We start from the raw sequence: 17886 nt of genomic DNA on the forward strand, positions 1-17886 counted from the left end.
GTTCAGTGACTATCATCGCCCCGTTGCCAGTTGTAGAAGGTGCCCAGAGTGTAGGAGTAAGGAATACTTTCTGCATGGGAAAACGACCATTTAGGCACATTCTCCTGGAAGTATTTCTCCCAGCCATTCTCAAATAGTTTTATGGTACGATCGCGGCGCTCGCGGAACTGCAGGTAATTTTCGTGTCGAGTCCAGCCATGTATCATGCCATTTGCCTCAACACGGTGTGTATAGGCTGCATCGGTTTCACCGAAGCGTTGAGGCGAAGCAATCTCGGTACGTATCTCATATTCAGCGTCCGTTTCACCTGCGCCTCGCCAGCGATTAATCCTGTCAAGAGTGCGGCCCAGAGGTCCACCCAGCCATTGAGTGAGCATCTTGTTGTCGTTCATAAAGAAGTCGAAAGTGAGACCCGACGCCAGAGCAAATCCGAACGTTTGAGCACTGGTAAATCCGGATATAAGGCCATGGGTGTATGCTCCAGCGGTGGAAATGGGGCCCAGCACCAGACCCGCTGTGGCAGAGGTCAGCATTTTCATTGTTTGTGGTGTTACCCTGTGCAACAGGGGTACCTGAATCCCTTGTCCGGAGCCCATTGATTTCACTATCTCGGGCAGCAGACGCAAAATGCTGCGATACATTTGAGGGTTGGCGTTGTACTGTCTGGCAAAGAGCATAGAACCGGTTCTCAACAGAATCACTGAAGAAGCGGCTTTGCCCAATGGCATGGCCAGCCCGCCCACTTCAGAAACTTTCTCAATGCCGTTGTGGTGGGCATATTGCGCGGTGCGATCGGGATCAACACCATAGTGTTCCAGCCAGTGCTGGAAAGGTATGAGCATCCGGTGCAGGTAATCCCCTCTGTTGGTCAGATCCAGAAGGTAGAGGAACGCCATGTTGGATAGGGACAGATCGGCAGCCTGCCAGACGGTATGGGTCGCCAGCAGGGGTTTGTAACTGGTGTAGTACCAGGTGACAGCCTGTACCAGGAAGGCTGAAGGTTTGACCCAGTAATCATTGAGCTGCCACTCAACCGCTGCAACATGAGCCAGCATCAATGTGTTATGGATTGCCTTGATCAGGTCTGATTCAGACAGGCCAGCAACATTGGCATAAGGCGTCAGGGTATCCTGAAGATTGCTCAGGAAGGCTGTCGTCCTGCGGCCATTTTCAAAGGCAATATCGTCAAGAACGTAGTTGGCGATGACCGCAGCTGCATATTCTTTCATGCCGACAACAGACTCTTTCATACCTGCCGGGTGAGTGGCCATCACGGTCACAGGATTAAAGGCAGTCTGCATGAATTCCTCAGCTCCCTCATCAGACAGTATCCCAACAACGACTTTAAAGCGAGGCACATCGACACCGTGTGTGTAGCCAAGCAAGTGTTCAAATTCGGCCACTGCCTGATAACCATCAACACCTCTGACGGCCTTTATATAGTTCTCAAGTTCAACTTTACTGATCAAGCCTTCCCGCAGCAGAGTAATGATCTTGTTAGCACTGGCAGAATGAGCAGCGAAGTATTCCGAGAAGCTATTCAGCTCTTCCGGTTCATGCCCGGCGAAGTCTATGGCTGTTTTACCAATCCTGCGAATTTCGTCTTTGAATGGTTGAGACCCTATTTCCATCTCGTACATGGCGTTGAGCACCATAATCTCGATTTCTTCCAGCACATCTTCGGGCTGACCTTCCGGGGGGATGACAGGGGATTTCGGAAAGCTGGTCTTCAGGCGTTTAAAACCTTCCACAATCCGACTGGCCTGTTTAAACGTCAGTTTGTCTCCGGCCATTGCCTGCAGGCGAATGGGTGCAAATTCATCGTCAAAATTGAAAACCGAAAGAAAGGGTATGGTCTTATCGCTCTCCATTGCTGCTTCGTTCAGGCCAATTGCGGCTTCCAGAGCTCGTTTTTTGAGAGGGTGCTGCTGCATGAAGTCGTTCATATCGGTCAGCAGTTTTGCCTGTTTCTCTGAGTACTGTACGAGACTGCGGTCATTCTTGACGGCTTCTTCGGCAGCCTTCAGGACTTTTTCCATTCTCACAACGTCTGCTTTCCTGGCTTCAAGTTCAGCTTCCAGACGCATCTGAAGGGACGGTTCCTCAATCAGTTGCCGGATCTTGCCGCCAGTACCATCATCACCGCCCAGTTCTAGCTGTTTGTTTCTCAGGGCATTAATCCGTCGTTCATTGGTGTCAGAAGCGTCAGGTTTAAGACCCACAGCTGCTTCAGTGGCTTCAAGAAGCGCGTCATGATCCGCCAGGTCCTGTTTTGCACTTAATGCAGCTTGATATTTATGATTCAGGGCTGAATTCAGCCGATCCCGATCGATTTTATCTGAGCTTGATGGGTTCCCATTGATGTTTTCATAGTCGAACATCTGCTGTTCTTTGCGAACCAGATTTTCTCGTGCAGCAACTTCTTCAGCCATTGCATTGGCTAAATCCATACTTTTCCTGTCGTGCTCATGCAGAAACTCCGTGACCTGAGCGTACATTTTTCTGGTTAAAGGCAGTTCACCTCGTATTCCATCGATTTCATCGGCTGCGGCATGAAGCGGAGTGTATGTATAGCGATCAACAGCAAGAACGTAATTAGCTTCTTGCAGCGAAGCGGGGTCGCCATGTATTGAGACTTCCAGATTTGTTTTGGCGTTCAGTTTCTCAATGATTTTATATCGTACGTCTGCACTGTACCCCAGCAGGAAATTTATGATCTCCTCTGCTCGCTCTTTATTGGTTTGTTCGTCACCTGCAGACAGGCCCAGCTCGGTCTGAAATTTTTTCATTTCCTGATTGAGAGCGATATTACCCCGGGCATGTTGGAGAAAAATACCCATTTTGCGGTCAGCCATTTCCAGCTCATTTTCAGCTTCTCTTACTGCTCGCCTGGCTCTGGCTACCTCACGATCAAGTAAGTATCGGGGTTTTGGCCCCAGCCGGGCCATTTGCCTGTCAAGCTCATTCTCAATGGCTGCGACGCGCTCAGTAATGGTAGGCCAACCCAGTTTGGACATTTCTTTGCTCAGTTTACAGAGTGTTTCTTCAATGAGATTGATCTGATCATTCACACAGGCATTATTGTTATAGCCTTCAATGTTGAGTTGATGAGCAATTTCATTGTTAACATTTCTTGATAAACCTTCATCTTCATAGCGGTGGAATACTTTTAACCTTAATTCCGGAATTCTGGACCTTAGGGCTTGCACCTGTCTTTGTAGGCCGACATCTTTTAATTCTACTTTCAGATTATCGGCCAGTTTAGCAATTAAAGCCTTGTCCCTTTTCCTGAGAGCAGCGTTATCAAACGCGTCGATGTCCAGATTGCTCTCTAAAGCTTGAAGCATCTTATACTGTCGTCCTTTGGCTAGCTGATCTGCATCGGCAATAAGGGCATAAAGCAGGAGCTTCTGATGTTTACCTTTCCTTTTTTTGTAATCAGCAAGTCTGGTATCTTCTCTCCAGAGGGCATAATACTGCTGCTCGGTTAATTTTTTGATGACATTATTGTCATCAAGTTTTTTACGAACCCTGTCAAGTCGTTCCAGTTTGTTATCACCTTCACTGACCTGAATCCCGAGTATTTCTTCTGTGTTTTTCAGCACCTCCAGCGCTTCTTCCTCTGCCCGCTGCCCGGCCAAGTATGTCTGAATTTTCTCAGAAATGGCGTTCCGACGATCATACACATCGCCCTCGCTATCGATGTCGACCATCTTCAGGGTTTTTTCCACAGCAGTGAGTTTCCGAAGCACTTCAGGGCTGGCTTTGGGGTGGTCTGGCGTTCTGATCTCTTTCAGTTCTTTTTCTAGGCGTGCAAGACTGTGGACCACCCTGAATGCGGCTTTTTCCAGAACGTCCTGATTCTTTTCTACGCTGTTTTTACTCAGTTTAATACCAAGAATTTCTGCCAGAGCATTTTGTTTGGCTTCGGTGTAAGAATTATCTTGGCCATGCAGTGTCTCAATTCTATGTAGCAGGACATCTTGTTGAATATCCATTGTCTTGATTTTCTGAAGCATGAGTTGTTTGTGAGCATTCATTTCCTCGATTTTTTGAAGCAGGTGTTCTTGCTGAGTGTCTACATCTGCACTGCTATCAAAATTCTGAATGTTTAAATGTGCGGCAATGGTTGCATAGCGGGCTTTGATTGCAGCTGCTTTTCCAGCTTCTATAATGGTTCTCGGAAGAATATGTCGCTGGACCAGAGCTTCCTGCTGTTCAAGGAACTGCAGAATGGCCTGCTGACGGGTTTCCGGGGTATCTTTGTCGTCAGAAATCAGGCCGAGATTACTTTCAAGGTTTGCCAGTCTCTGCGGAGCCTCATCGTCGGCCAGGCCTGTCTTATGTTGTATATGCTGCTGAACAGACTGAAAGCGGGCAAGAAGATCGTTTTTATTGTCCGGGGTCATACCGAACTGATCTTCAACGGCTGCCAGTATTGTAATTATAATTTCATAGTCAGGCTGTTCTGTTGCAGCAAAGGTTGTGGCCAACTCCCGGGTGATTTCATGAATTTTTTTTCTGAGGAGTATGGCTTGTTCTTCTGGTGTCTGGGTATTATCCCAATTATAAATACCAAGTTCTGCTGCCGTTTCACGAAATATTTTTTCGTTTAGCTTGCCCAGTTTGGCATGTTCTATCCGCAGCTCCTCCAGGTCGTTGTGTAACTCAAAAAGCTGTCTCGCCATGTCGGTCATGACTCTGAAAGTAAACTCTTCGTCTTTCCAGAGATCGATCTGTGCTTCTTTGATATCGCCGACAACGGGTAACACTTTGCGAATATGCTGAAAAAAGTGCGGGTTCATCAGAAGATTTTTAAGTACGGGTTTGAAGCCGAAGTGTTCTAAGAGTTGCCTGTACATCCGGGTTGGCGTGATGACTAATGAAGCGATTCTGATGTGTTCTGGTGTGAACTCAAATTCACCTGATCCATACGCCTCACCTGGAGAAGCCAGCGCCAATGCCTGCTGGAGGGATTCGTAATATACAAGCGAACGCGCCGCCAGTTTATCCTCGTCTGAAAGCACCGTCAGTTGATCTTTGTCAACGTCTGCATCGTGCCGTGCAACTAACTCCTCCAGCACCGCCATCTGCTTGCTTCGAATCACGTACCGGTAGTTTTTGAGCTTGCGTTTGTTAAGCTCTGCTTTTACTTCAGGGACGGGATTATTACCCTCAGCTTCTATCCAGAATTTATAGAGCTTTTCTACGAAAGCGACATCATCCGGATTCTGCATCAGACCATGAAAAACAATATCCTCCCCCGGAGATTCTGCTATTTCCAACTTTGGATAACCCGCAGGCACATGATAAACCCCTGTGGCATCCTCAGCGTCTACTATGTAGCCGACAGGTTTGTTGTATGCCAGTAGTTCGTTTAGAGCCTTCTGTTGTAAATCCTCTTCCAGTACATGAACCTGGATATAGGCAGAGGCGGCAGCTGCCAGGAGAGCCTCATCATTGACAAAGAGTGATTGACCCAGACGGTGCAGTTCAGGGGGCTGATCGCCCCCAGCGATAAGGCGCATGAAGGTACGCCCATTCACTTCAACTTTTTCAACTTCAATGGTGGCAAGGCCAACATAGTGATCATTTGAGCCAAGGTTTCCTGCTCTTTCTGCAGCGGCTTTCAAAACTTTAGCCAGTTGCAGGTGGTTGGCGATTTTCGTTAACGGTTGTAATGATGAACTCCAAACTAATTGATCACGAGCAATCTCCACGGAATCCTGATCGGTCATTCCGCCTCTGACTTCAATGACCAGTTCCTTTTCTTCAAGGTTGTGGGTGAACCTGAAGACTCCCTCATCGCCTACTTTGAGAACTTTGATATATTTCTGAGCAACGTCATTTTCGCCTGTTTCAAACTGATCAACACTGGAAACACCATCACCAATACCATAAAGAATTTCTGTAAAACTCATAGTAGTAGAGACAAAGCCGTGACCCTCTGAAGGCTCATAAGGGTACGTGGTGGTAAAAGATTTGGGTATTGGCTGCTGGTCATCACCTAAAGTTGGCTGAACCATGACCTCACTACGAAGTTTCACAACATTTCCGCTGCCCAAAACATAGGCATTCGTCTGCAGTTTGCGAGCAGCCAGTGCCTCTGTATTAATGATGGAAGAACTGATCGCAACGGCCACTGCAAGGCTTAATGCATTGTGGTGGGGATTTGTCATTCTGCTACCTCAGAGCTGAGTGCTTTTGTTACCTTGAAAAGTGATTGCCATACCTGGAGAGGAAGCACATTACAACGGTTCATGGCCGTCAATCGCTCATGGTTGTTCCGGTAAGCTGTTGAGTGAATCTAGTTCAAAGTGAAGAATCCGCCAGAAGCGAACTCAGTTCGCAGTGGTAAAGCCCAATGCCCGTATAATTGAGTGATTTTTCAGGGAAGGAATGCATTCATGGCTATGGAGGCTTCCTCAGGCACTTCAGTCCCTGACTCGAATAAAGCACCCAGAGTGTAGGAATAAGGAATACTTTCTGCATGAGAAAATGACCATTTAGGCACATTCTCCCTGAAGTATTTTTCCCAGCTATTCTCGAACATCTTCATGGTGCGATCACGGCGCTCACGGAACTGCAGATAATTTTCATGTCGAGTCCAGCCATACATCGTTTTGCTCGCTTTAACACGGTGTGTATAGGCTTCATCGGTTTCATTGAAGCGTTGAGGCGAGGCAATAGCGGTACGTTTCACAAATTCATCTTGCGTTTCACCCAGGCCTGTCCAGCGATTCATCTTGTCAAGACTGCGGCCCAGAGGTCCACCCAGCCATTGAGTGAGCATCTTGTTGTCGTTCATTAAGAAGTCGAAAGTGAGACTCGACGCCAGAGCGAATCCGAAGGTTTGAGCATAGGTGAATCCGGATATAAGGCCATGGGCGTAAGCTCCGACGGTGGAAATTGGGCCCAGCATGAGACCGGCTGTGGCGGAGGCCAGTATTTTCATTGTTTGTGGTGTTACCCTGTGCAACAGGGGTACCTGAATCCCTTGTCCGGAGCCCATTGATTTCACTATCTCGGGCACCAGACGCAAAATGCTGCGATACATTTGAGGGTTGGCGTTGTACTGTCTGGCAAAGAGCATAGAACCGGTTCTCAACAGAATCACTGAAGAAGCGGCCTTGCCCAATGGCATGGCCAGTCCGCCCACTTCAGAAACTTTCTCAATGCCGTTGTGGTGGGCATATTGCGCGGTTCGATCGGGATCAACACCATAGTGTTCCAGCCAGTGCTGGAAAGGTATGAGCATCCGGTGCAGGTAATCACCCCTGCTGGTCAGATCCAGAAGGTAGAGGAACGCCATGTTTGACAGGGATAGCTCGGCAGCCTGCCAGCCGGTATAAGTCACCAGTAGCGGTTTGTAGCTGGAGAAGTACCAGGTGACAGCCTGTACCAGGAAGGCTGAAGGTTTGACCCAGTAATCATTGAGCTGCCACTCAACCGCTGCGACCTGAGCCTGCATCAATGTGCTATGGATTGCCTTGATGAGGTCTGATTCAGACAGGCCGGCAACATTGGCATAAGCTGTCAGGGTATCCTGAATATTGCTCAGAAATGCTGCCGTCCTGCGGCCATTTTCAAAGGCAATATCGTCAAGAACGTAGTTGGCGATGACCGCAGCTGCGTACTCTTTCATGCCGTCAACAGACTCTCTTATACCTGTCTGGTGAGTGGCCGCCACGGTCACAGGATTAAAGGCAGTCTGCATGAATTCATCAACCCCCTCATCAGACAGTATTCCGACAACGACTTTGAAGCGAGGCACGTCGACACCGTGCTTGTAGCCAAGCAAGTGTTCAAATTCGTCCACTGTCTGATAACCATCAACACCTCTGACGGCCTTTATATAGTTCTCAAGTTCAACCTTGCTGATCGAGCCTTCCCGCAGCAGAGTAATGATCTTGTTAGCACTGGCAGAATGGGTAGCGAAGTATTCCGAAAAGCTTTCCAGATCCTCAGGTTCATGCTCGACGAAGTGAATGTCTGTTTTGCCCATGGCGCGAATTTCGTCCTTGAATGGTTGAGACCCTATTTCCATCTCATACATGGCATTGAGCACCAGAATATCAACTTCATCCAGCGCATCCTCGGGCTGATCATACAGGGGCTGGACAGGGTATTTCGGAAAGGTGGTCTTCAGGCTCTTAAAAACTTCCACAATCCGACTGGCCTGTTTAAATGTCACTTTGTCGTCGGCGTTTGCCTGTACGCGAATGGATGCAAATTCATCGTCAAAATTGAAAACCGGAAGAAATGGCATTCCCTTATCGCTCTCCATTGTTGCCAGGTGCAGGCCAATTGCGGCTTCCATAGCTTGTTTTTTGAGAGGGTGCTGCTGCATGAAGTCCTTGATATCGGTCAGAAGTTTTGCCTGTTTCGATGAGTACCGGAAGGGACCACCGTCATTTTCGACGGCTTCCTCTGCAGCTCTCAGGACTTCCCTTAATATCTCTAATTCCGCTTTTTTGCCCTCCGCTTCTCTTTTCAGACTCTGCTGTTTCCGTGTCAGTTGCAGAATCTTGCCGCCAAAACCATCATCCCCACCCAGTTCCAGCTGTCTGTTTCTCAGGGCATCAATCCGGGCGTCATGGGAAGCAGTGGAGTCTGGCTTAAGACCCAGATTATTTTCAATGGCTTTAAGACTTGCTTCATGATCCTCCAGAGTTTCCAGTGCTTTTGATATTTTTACTTTTTTCTGTTCCGGGACTAAGTCCGGTATTTCTTTATTGTGTTCAAGATTGGTTTTAGGTTTCGGATCTATGTCTTTGGAGTTGTCAATCTCATGCAGGAATTGTGTAACCTGAATGTACTTTCTCCTGGTTTCTGGCAATTCACCCTCTGCGTGATTGACTTTATCCTTACCATGAGACGCTTGATAGTCTCTAATGGCATTAATGTAATTAGCTCCTTCTAAATGATTATCATAGTCAAACTCAAAAGGGATTTTCACGGCGTTAATGATAGTGTTCAGTTGATGAATGAGGTCAACCCGTTTTTCTGCATAGTATTCGCTTTCCTGAAGAAAACGTTCGATGTCGTTTAATAGGTCTTCAGGGGTTTGATTATCATTCTGTGTCAGGCCAAACCTGACATGAATGTCTTTCAGTGACTTATTGAGAGCCGTAATGTAACTATCTCTGTCAGTGGGGACGTCAGTAGAATCTGCCAATACCTCCTGTTTACGATCAACAGCAGCCAGTTTGCGATGAAGTTCCTCCAGCTCAGTTTCAGCTTCTTCTATGCTTCCTTGCGCTCTGGCCAGCTCTTGATCAAGAACGTATCGGGGCTTAGGTCCCAGACGAGCCATTTGCCTGTCAAGCTCATTCTCAATGGCTGCAATGCGCTCATTAACATCGGGCTGACCCGCATTGAAAACCTCTTTATCCAGCCGCTCGAGTGTCGCTGCAATCAGACGGTTCTGGTTTTTGAGAGGAGCATCTTCTTTATAATTCTCAATGTTGAGTTGACGAGCTATTTCATTGTTTCTATCTCTTTTGACACTTTCATGGTTATAGAGTTCGCCTGCTTCATCCGTTAATAACCAAATTTTGGTACTTAGAGCATCCTTTTTTTCATCCAGGCTGGCATCTTTTCTAAATTTTACTTTCAGGACATCAGCCAGTGTAGCAATGAAAAGCTGGCTTCTTTCTTTAGCCACAGAGTTTTCGCTAATGTCGATGTTCAGCTTTTCCTCTACAGCTTTTAGCAGCACTATCTGTTGTTTTGTGATTCGCTCATCGACATCTTCGACAAAAAAGTTAAGACGCCCTTGCAGCCTCGCAAGTTTTAATTTCCTTGTTTCGTAAGTCGGTGAGATGTTTTTGTTCCAGAGGCTAATATCTATATCTGCCAGCATTTTTTCGGTGACATCATCGCTCTCAAGTTTGCTACGAACCCTGTTAAGTCTCTCTGCGTTGTCATCCTCTTCATTGACTTTGATCCCGATGATTTCTTCTATGGTTTTGAGTATATGCAGCGCCTTTTCCTCTGCATCCTGTCTGACATCATTGATGTATGTCTGAATTTCCTTAGAAATGGCGTGACGACAGTCATAGACATCGTTTTTTCTATCGAGGTCATCCATCTTCAGGGCTTTTTCCACAGCCGTCAGTTTCTCTACTACTTCAGGCATGGCTTTGGTATGGCCTGGTGATCTGATGTCTTCCGCTTCTTCTTTCAAATCTGCAAGAATATGAGATCTGTCGTGTATTGGCTGTATCAGTGCCGACAGGTGCTGTTGAATGGACTGAAAGCGGGGACCCAGGTCGTTTTCATTATCTGGAGTAATACCGAGTTGGCCTTCAATAGCGGCCAGATTTGTTTTTACAGTGTCTTTGTCATTAAGTCTCTCTCTGATGCGTATGGCTTGTTCTTCGGGTGACTGGGTATCATCCCAGTGATCAATACCAAGCGCTTCTGCCAGCTCAAGGTTGCGAATTTTTATGGCTTTTTCTCTGGCATCACGAACTTCTTGTTTCAGTGCCGGAATTTGCGCGACTTCCTGCTGAAGTTTCTGCAACTGGTTTTGCACTCCTTCCAGCAATGAAAGAGTCCGTGCAAGCTTATGCTCAGCTTTAACTTCGATTTTTTGCCTGAGTTGAAGTGCCAGGGCTTCTTCCCTCACAACCAGCTGTCTGGCCATGTCGGCCCTGACTTTGGCAGCAAACGAATCGTCCTGGTAAGCAACATCGGTCTGTAATTCGGCGGCAACGGGGTTCAGAATACCCTGAACAAAATTCTGGTTCGTCAGAAGATCTCCAAGCACGGGTTTGAAGCTGAAGTGTTTTGCGAATTGCATCTGCAGCCAGGTTGGCGTGACGGCTAACGAAGTGACTCTGATGTGTTCTGGTGTGAGCTCAAATTGAGCGGCTGGAGATGCTTGAGTTGGAGTAGCACTGACCAATGCCTGCCGGAGAAATTCGTAGCATGCAAGTGTATTGATTGCCTGTTTATCTTCGTTTGTAAGCGCCGTTGGCTGTTCAGTACCGTGCCGCGCAACAATCTCCTCCAGCACTGCCATCTGCCTGCTTTGAATCACGTACTGGTAGGTTTGGACCTTACCTTTTCTAACCTTTGTTGCCACTGACGGGATGGGGTTGTCAGCCTCCGCTTCTTTCCAGAGGTTATAGAGGTTTTCTACAAAAGTGAGATCATGGGGATTTGGCTTCTGACCATGGAAGACGATAACCTCACCCGGAGCTTCTGCCACTTCCAGCTTTGGGTAACCCGGGGGCACAGGATATAGCTGTTTGTTGCCCTTGACGTGGACAACATATCCGACGGGTTTGTTGTGTGCTAACAGTTCATTAAGAGCTTTCTGTTGTAAATCCCTTTTCAGAACGTGAACCTGGATATAGGCAGAAGCGGCGGCTGCCAGAAGAACATCATCATTGACAAAGAGTGATTGACCCAGACGTTGCAGCTCAGGAGGCTGATCGCCCGCAGCGATAAGACGCATGAAGGTACGCCCATTCACTGCAACTTTTTCTACTTCAATGGTGGCAAGTTCGACATAGTGATCACTTGCGCCAAGGTCTCCTGCCTTGTCATCAGCTGCTCCCAGCACAGCATGCAGCAGTTGGGGGTGGGCGATTTTCGTTAATGGTTCTAATAATCGACAGCCAACTAATAGACGATGAACAGCCCAGACTAAATCCTGGTCGGTCATTGTGCCTCTGACTTCAATGACCAGTGTCTCTTCTTCAAGGTTATGAGTGAACCTGAAGATTCCTTTATTACCCACCTTCAGAATTTTGGTGTATTTCTGTGCAACGTCATTCTCGCCTGTTTCAAATTGATCAACAATGGAAACGCCACCATCAATATCATAAAGAATGTCTGTAAAGCCTACAGAGTGAATACCATAGCTCGTTCTGTCATGATCCTGATCAATGTAGAGGGTGGTAATGGATTTGGGTATTGACTGCTGGTCATCCCCTACAACTGGCAGAACAGTGACTTCACTCTGGGTAAACTCCGCATGTCTATAGCTCAGAAAATTGACAGATTTTGTCTGCAGCCTGCGACCGGCCAGTGCCGGTGTAGCTATCATGGAAGCACTGACGGCAACGGCCACTGCAAGGCTTAATACACCGGGGCGGACATGGGTCATTTGACTACCTCGAAGAAGGCACCCAGAGTGTAGGAGTAAGGAATACTTTCTGCGTGGGAAAACGACCATTTGGGCACATTTTCCCTGAAGTATTTCTCCCAGCCATTCTCAAATAGTTGCATGGTGTGATCGCGGCGTTCACGGAACTGAAGGTAATTTTCGTGTCGAGTCCAGCCATGTATCATGTCATTTGCTTCAACACGGTCTGTATAGGCTGCATCGGTTTCACCGAAGCGTTGTGGCGAAGCAATATCGTTACGTATCTCATATTCAGCGTCCGTTTCACCTGCGCCTCGCCAGCGATTAATCCTGTCAAGAGTGCGGCCCAGGGGGCCACCCAGCCATTGAGTGAGCATCTTGTTGTCGTTCATAAAGAAGTCGAAAGTGAGACCCGATGCCAGAGCAAATCCGAAGGTTTGAGCACTGGTAAATCCGGATATAAGACCATGAGCGTATGCTCCAACAGTGGAAATGGGGCCCAGCACCAGACCCGCTGTGGCGGAGGCCAGCGTTTTCACTGTTTGTGGTGTTACCCTGTGTAGCAGGGGTACCTGAATCCCTTGTCCAGAACCCATGGATTTCACTATTTCGGGCACCAGACGGAAAATGCTGCGATACATTTGAGGGTTGGCGTTGTACTGTCTGGCAAAGAGCATAGAACCGGTTCTCAACAGAATCACTGAAGAAGCGGCTTTGCCCAATGGCATGGCCAGCCCGCCCACTTCAGAAACTTTCTCAATGCCGTTGTGGTGGGCATATTGCGCGGTGCGATCGGGATCAACACCATAGTGTTCCAGCCAGTGCTGAAAAGGTATGAGCATCCGGTGCAGGTAATCCCCCCTGTTGGTCAGATCCAGAAGGTAGAGGAACGCCATGTTGGATAGGGACAGATCGGCAGCCTGCCAGACGGTATGGGTCGCCAGCAGGGGGTTGTAACTGGTGTAGTACCAGGTGACAGCCTGTACCAGGAAGGCTGAAGGTTTGACCCAATAATCATTGAGCTGCCACTCAACCGCTGCAACGTGAGCCAGCATCAATGTGTTATGGATTGCCTTGATCAGGTCTGATTCAGACAGGCCAGCAACATTGGCATAAGGCGTCAGGGTATCCTGAAGATTGCTCAGGAAGGCTGTCGTCCTGCGGCCATTTTCAAAGGCAATATCGTCAAGAACGTAGTTGGCGATGACCGCAGCTGCATATTCTTTCATGCCGACAACAGACTCTTTCATACCTGCCGGGTGAGTGGCCATCACGGTCACAGGATTAAAGGCAGCCTGAATGAATTCATCAACCCCCTCATCAGACAGTATCCCGACAACGACTTTGAAGCGAGACACGTCGACGCCGTGTTTGTAGCCAAGCAAGTGTTCAAATTCGTCCACTGTCTGATAACCATCAATACCTCTGACGGCCTTTATGTAGTTCTCAAGTTCAACCTTGCTGATTGAGCCTTCCCGCAGCAGAGTAATGATCTTGTTAGCACTGGCAGAATGGGCAGCGAAGTATTCCGAGAAGCTATTCAGCTCTTCCGGTTCATGCCCGGCGAAGTCTATGGCGGTTTTGCCAATCCCGCGAATTTCGTCTTTGAATGGTTGAAACCCCATTTGCATCTCATACATGGCGTTGAGCACCATAATCTCGATTTCTTCCAACGTATCTTCGGGCTGACCTTCCGGGGAGGCGGTAGGGGATTTCGGAAAGGTGGTCTTCAGGCTCTTAAAAACTTCCACAATCTGACTGGCCTGTTTAAACGTCAGTTTGTCTCCGGCCATTGCCTGCACGCGAATGGATGCAAATTCATCGTCAAAATTGAAAATCGAAAGAAATGGCATGGCCTTATCGTTCTCCATTGCTGCTCCTATCAGGTCAACTGCGGCTTCCAGAGCTTGTTTTTTGATAGGGTGCTGCTGCATGAAGTCGTTCATATCGGCCAGAAGTTTTGCCTGTTTCTCTGAGTACTGGATGAGACTGCGGTCATTCTTGACGGCTTCTTCGGCAGCCTTCAGGACTTTTTCCATTCTCACAACGTCTGCTTTCCTGGCTTCAAGTTCAGCTTCCAGACGCATCTGAAGGGACGGTTCCTCAATCAGTTGCCGGATCTTGCCGCCAGTACCATCATCACCGCCCAGTTCTAGCTGTTTGTTTCTCAGGGCATTAATCCGTTGTTCATTGGTGTCAGAAGCGTCAGGTTCAAGACCCACAGCTGCTTCAGTGGCTTCAAGAAACGCGTCATGATCCGCCAGGTCCTGTTTTGCACTTAATGCAGCTTGATATTTATGATGCAGGGCTGAATTCAGCCGATCCCGATCGATTTTATCTGAGCTTGATGGGTTCCCATTGATGTTTTCGTAGTCGAACATCTGCTGCTCTTTGCGAACCAGATTTTCTCGTGCAGCAACTTCTTCAGCCATTGCATTGGCTAAATCCATACTTTTTCTGTCGTGCTCACGCAGGAATTCCGTGACCTGAGCGTACTTTTTTCTGGTTAAAGGCAGTTCACCCCGTATTCCATCGATTTCATCGGCTGCGGCATGAAGCGGAGTGTATGTATAGCGATCAACAGCAAGAACGTAATTAGCTTCTTGCAGCGAAGCGGGGTCGCCATGTATTGAGACTTCCAGATTTGTTTTGGCGTTCAGTTTCTCAATGATTTTATATCGTACGTCTGCACTGTACCCCAGCAGGAAATTTATGATCTCCTCTGCTCGCTCTTTATTGGTTTGTTCGTCACCTGCAGACAGGCCCAGCTCGGTCTGAAATTTTTTCATTTCCTGATTGAGAGCGATATTACCCCGGGCATGTTGGAGAAAAATACCCATTTTGCGGTCAGCCATTTCCAGCTCATTTTCAGCTTCTCTTACTGCTTGCCTGGCTCTGGCTACCTCACGATCAAGTAAGTATCGGGGTTTTGGTCCCAGCCGGGCCATTTGCCTGTCAAGCTCATTCTCAATGACTGCGATGCGCTCAGCGAAGGTAGGCCGAAACACTTTGTACATCTCTTTGGTCATTTTTGAGAGTGTTTCTTCAATGAGATCGATCTGATCATTCACACAGGCATTATTTTTATAGTCTTCAATGTTGAGTTGATGAGCAATTTCATTGTTTATATCTCTTGATAAACCTTCATCTTCATAGCGGTGGAATATTTTTAACCTTAATTCCGAAATTCTGGACTTTAGGGCTTGCACATGTTTTTGTCTGCCGACATCTTTTTTTAATTCTACTTTCAGATCATCGGCCAGTTTAGCAATTAAAGCCTTGTCCCTTTTCCTGGCAGCAGCGTTTTCATTTGTGTCGATGCCCAGATCGTTCTCTAAATCTCGAAGCATCACACTCTGTCGTCCTTTGACTAGCAGATCTGCATCTTCGACATGAAAGGCAAGATGGGAATAAAGCAGGAGCTTCTCATGTTTACCTTTCCTTTTTTTGTAATCAGCAGGTTTGGTATCTTCTCTCCAGAGGGCATGATACTGCTGCTCCGTTATTTTTTTGATGACATTATTGTCATCAAGTTTTTTACGAACCCTGTCAAGTCGTTCCAGTTTGTTATCACCTTCACTGACCTGAATCCCGAGTATTTCTTCTGCGGTTTTCAGCGTATCCAGCGCCTCTTCCTCTGCCCGCTGCTCAGCCTCGTTAAAGTATGTCTGAATTTTCTCAGAAATGGCGTTCCGACGATCATACACATCGCTGTCGCTATCGATGTCGACCATCTTCAGGGTTTTTTCCACAGCAGTGAGTTTCCGAAGTACTTCAGGGCGGTGGTCTGGCGTTTCAGCCTCTGTTCTGGTGCTCTGTTGCTGAAGATCTAAAGCATCTTCCACAGGCTGTCCTGTTGCAGCAAACCTTGTGGCAACTGATTGGTGGATTTCATGAATTTTTCTGCTGATAAGTCTGGACTGTTCTTCGGGGGGTTGAGTGACATCCAAGTCATCAATGCCAAGCTCTGCTGCCAGTTGCGCGTTGCGAGCTTTTGTGGCATCAGTTCTGGCATTGTGCACCTGTTTTTTTAGCAGTGGAATTTGATCGGCTACCCACCGAAGTGTCTTTATCTGGTTTTCCTGCTCTTCTACTCTGGCACGAAGCTGTGCAAGCTCATCCTCAAAATATTGCTTTAGTCCTGTTAATTCGTTTTGATCGGTGAGTTCGGCCTCTTTTGCCCTCAGCTTTTCCAGCTCGTTTTCCATTTCAATCAGCTGCAAGGCAAATTTGCGCCTGACTTTGGAAGCAAAGCCTTCCTGTTCGCTAAGAGGATCGTCAAAATAATCATCAGAAAATACGGCGATATCTGAGGTAATTATTTGATGAATATTCTGAATGAAATCCCGGTTAGTCAGAAGATTTTCAAGTATGGGTTTGAATCTGAAGCGTCTTACGAGTTGGATATGCATCCAGGTCGGCGTGATGAACGACGAAATGAATCTGACGTGTGGCATCATGAATTTAAATTCATCAGCTCGATCTGAACTGGCACAGGTCAATGTTTGCTGGAGATATTCATAATACGCAAGTGTCACGACTTTGCCATGGTATGAAAACGATGTATCTGCTGCACCATTGACAATTCCATTATCGTGCTCTGCAGCTAACTCCTCCAGCAGTGTTATCTGTCTGTTTCTAATGATGTTCTGGTAGCTTTTGACCTTGTCTTTTTTGACCTGTATCGTTTCTCGAGGGCGGGGACTGTTGTAGAACTCTTCCATCCAGACGTCATAGATACCTTCCATAAAAGCGATATCAGTCGGATTCTGCTTCTGACCACGGAAAACAATAATCTCCCCCGGGGTTTCAGTCACTTCAAGTTTTGGAAAGCCCGCAGGCACAGGCTGAGCCAGCGTTTTATCCTCAGCGTTGATAACATAGCCGACGGGTTTCTGGCAGGACAAAAGTTTATTCAGAGTTTCCTGTTGTAAATCTTCACCCAGAACGTGAACCTGGGCATAGGCAGAGGTGGCTGCTGCTAAAAGCACCTCATCATTGACAAAGAGCGATTGACCCAGGCGTTTCAGTTCAGGAGGCTGATCGCCTGCAGCGATAAGTCGCATGAAGGTGCGCCCGTTCACTTCAACCTGGTCTACTTCAATAGTGGCAAGGGCAACATAGTTCTCCATTTCGCCAAGGCTTCCTGCTCTTTCATTGGCACCTTTCAGCACGCTGACCAGATGTTCAGGGTTGGCAACTTTCGTAAACGGTTCTAATGGTTGGATATCACCTGATTGAGCACGAACAGCCGCAATTGAATTCTGATCGGTCATTCCTTTTCTGATTTCAATGACCAGTTTCTTTTCTGCAAGATCATGGATGAACTTGAAGATCCCCTGATCACCGACCTTGAGGACTTTGGTGTATTTCTGAGCAACGTCATTATCGTCCGTTACAAACAGATCAACACTGGAAACGCCACCTTCGATGCCGGGAAGAACGTCTGTGAAGCCTTCAGAAGGAGCCTCGTAGCCCGCTCTGGCTTCAGTCTGATCGGGGTAGGTGGTTGTAAAGGATTTGGGTATGGGTTGCTGGTCATGACCTAATGTTGGCTGAACTATGACCTCACTCTGGGTAAACTCCACAGATTCATTGTCCAGAATATCAAAAGATTTTGTCTGCAGCCTGCGATCGGCCAGTGCCTGTGTACTAATGATGGAAGAGCTGATTACAATGGCTACTGCAAGGCTTAAGGTATTGGGGTGAGCAGTTGTCATTTTACGACCTCAGAGCTGAGAACTTTTATTACCGTGAAAAGTGATTGCTGCACCTGAGGAAGCAAC

The 17886-nt window shown here is 47.5% G+C and carries 3 protein-coding genes; all 3 read right to left on the minus strand.

The annotated features are described in order from the left end of the window. Nucleotides 1-2: 2 nt before the first annotated feature. The 3 genes from P6910_RS07790 to P6910_RS07800 all read right to left on the minus strand — a co-directional run bounded on the left by P6910_RS07790 (nt 3) and on the right by P6910_RS07800 (nt 17820). Nucleotides 3-6179, minus strand: a complete 6177-nt coding sequence (locus P6910_RS07790) for a hypothetical protein (RefSeq protein ID WP_317145701.1) — start codon at nt 6177-6179, stop codon at nt 3-5. Nucleotides 6180-6388: 209 nt separating this feature from the next. Then, nucleotides 6389-12121, minus strand: a complete 5733-nt coding sequence (locus P6910_RS07795; RefSeq protein WP_317145702.1) for a hypothetical protein — start codon at nt 12119-12121, stop codon at nt 6389-6391. Beyond that, nucleotides 12118-17820 (minus strand): hypothetical protein, encoded by a 5703-nt coding sequence (locus P6910_RS07800; protein WP_317145703.1) that lies wholly within the window; start codon nt 17818-17820, stop codon nt 12118-12120. The genes P6910_RS07795 and P6910_RS07800 overlap by 4 nt, the downstream gene beginning before the upstream one ends. Between the last annotated feature and the right edge of the window lie 66 nt (nt 17821-17886).

Source organism: Endozoicomonas sp. 8E (genome assembly GCF_032883915.1).
GTDB lineage: Bacteria > Pseudomonadota > Gammaproteobacteria > Pseudomonadales > Endozoicomonadaceae > Endozoicomonas_A.

What these genes read in the sequence shown, in the direction of transcription:
- P6910_RS07790 (WP_317145701.1), bottom strand. Translation starts at nt 6,179, where the DNA reads ATGACAAATCCCCACCACAATGCATTAAGCCTTGCAGTGGCCGTTGCG.
- P6910_RS07795 (WP_317145702.1), bottom strand. Translation starts at nt 12,121, where the DNA reads ATGACCCATGTCCGCCCCGGTGTATTAAGCCTTGCAGTGGCCGTTGCC.
- P6910_RS07800 (WP_317145703.1), bottom strand. Translation starts at nt 17,820, where the DNA reads ATGACAACTGCTCACCCCAATACCTTAAGCCTTGCAGTAGCCATTGTA.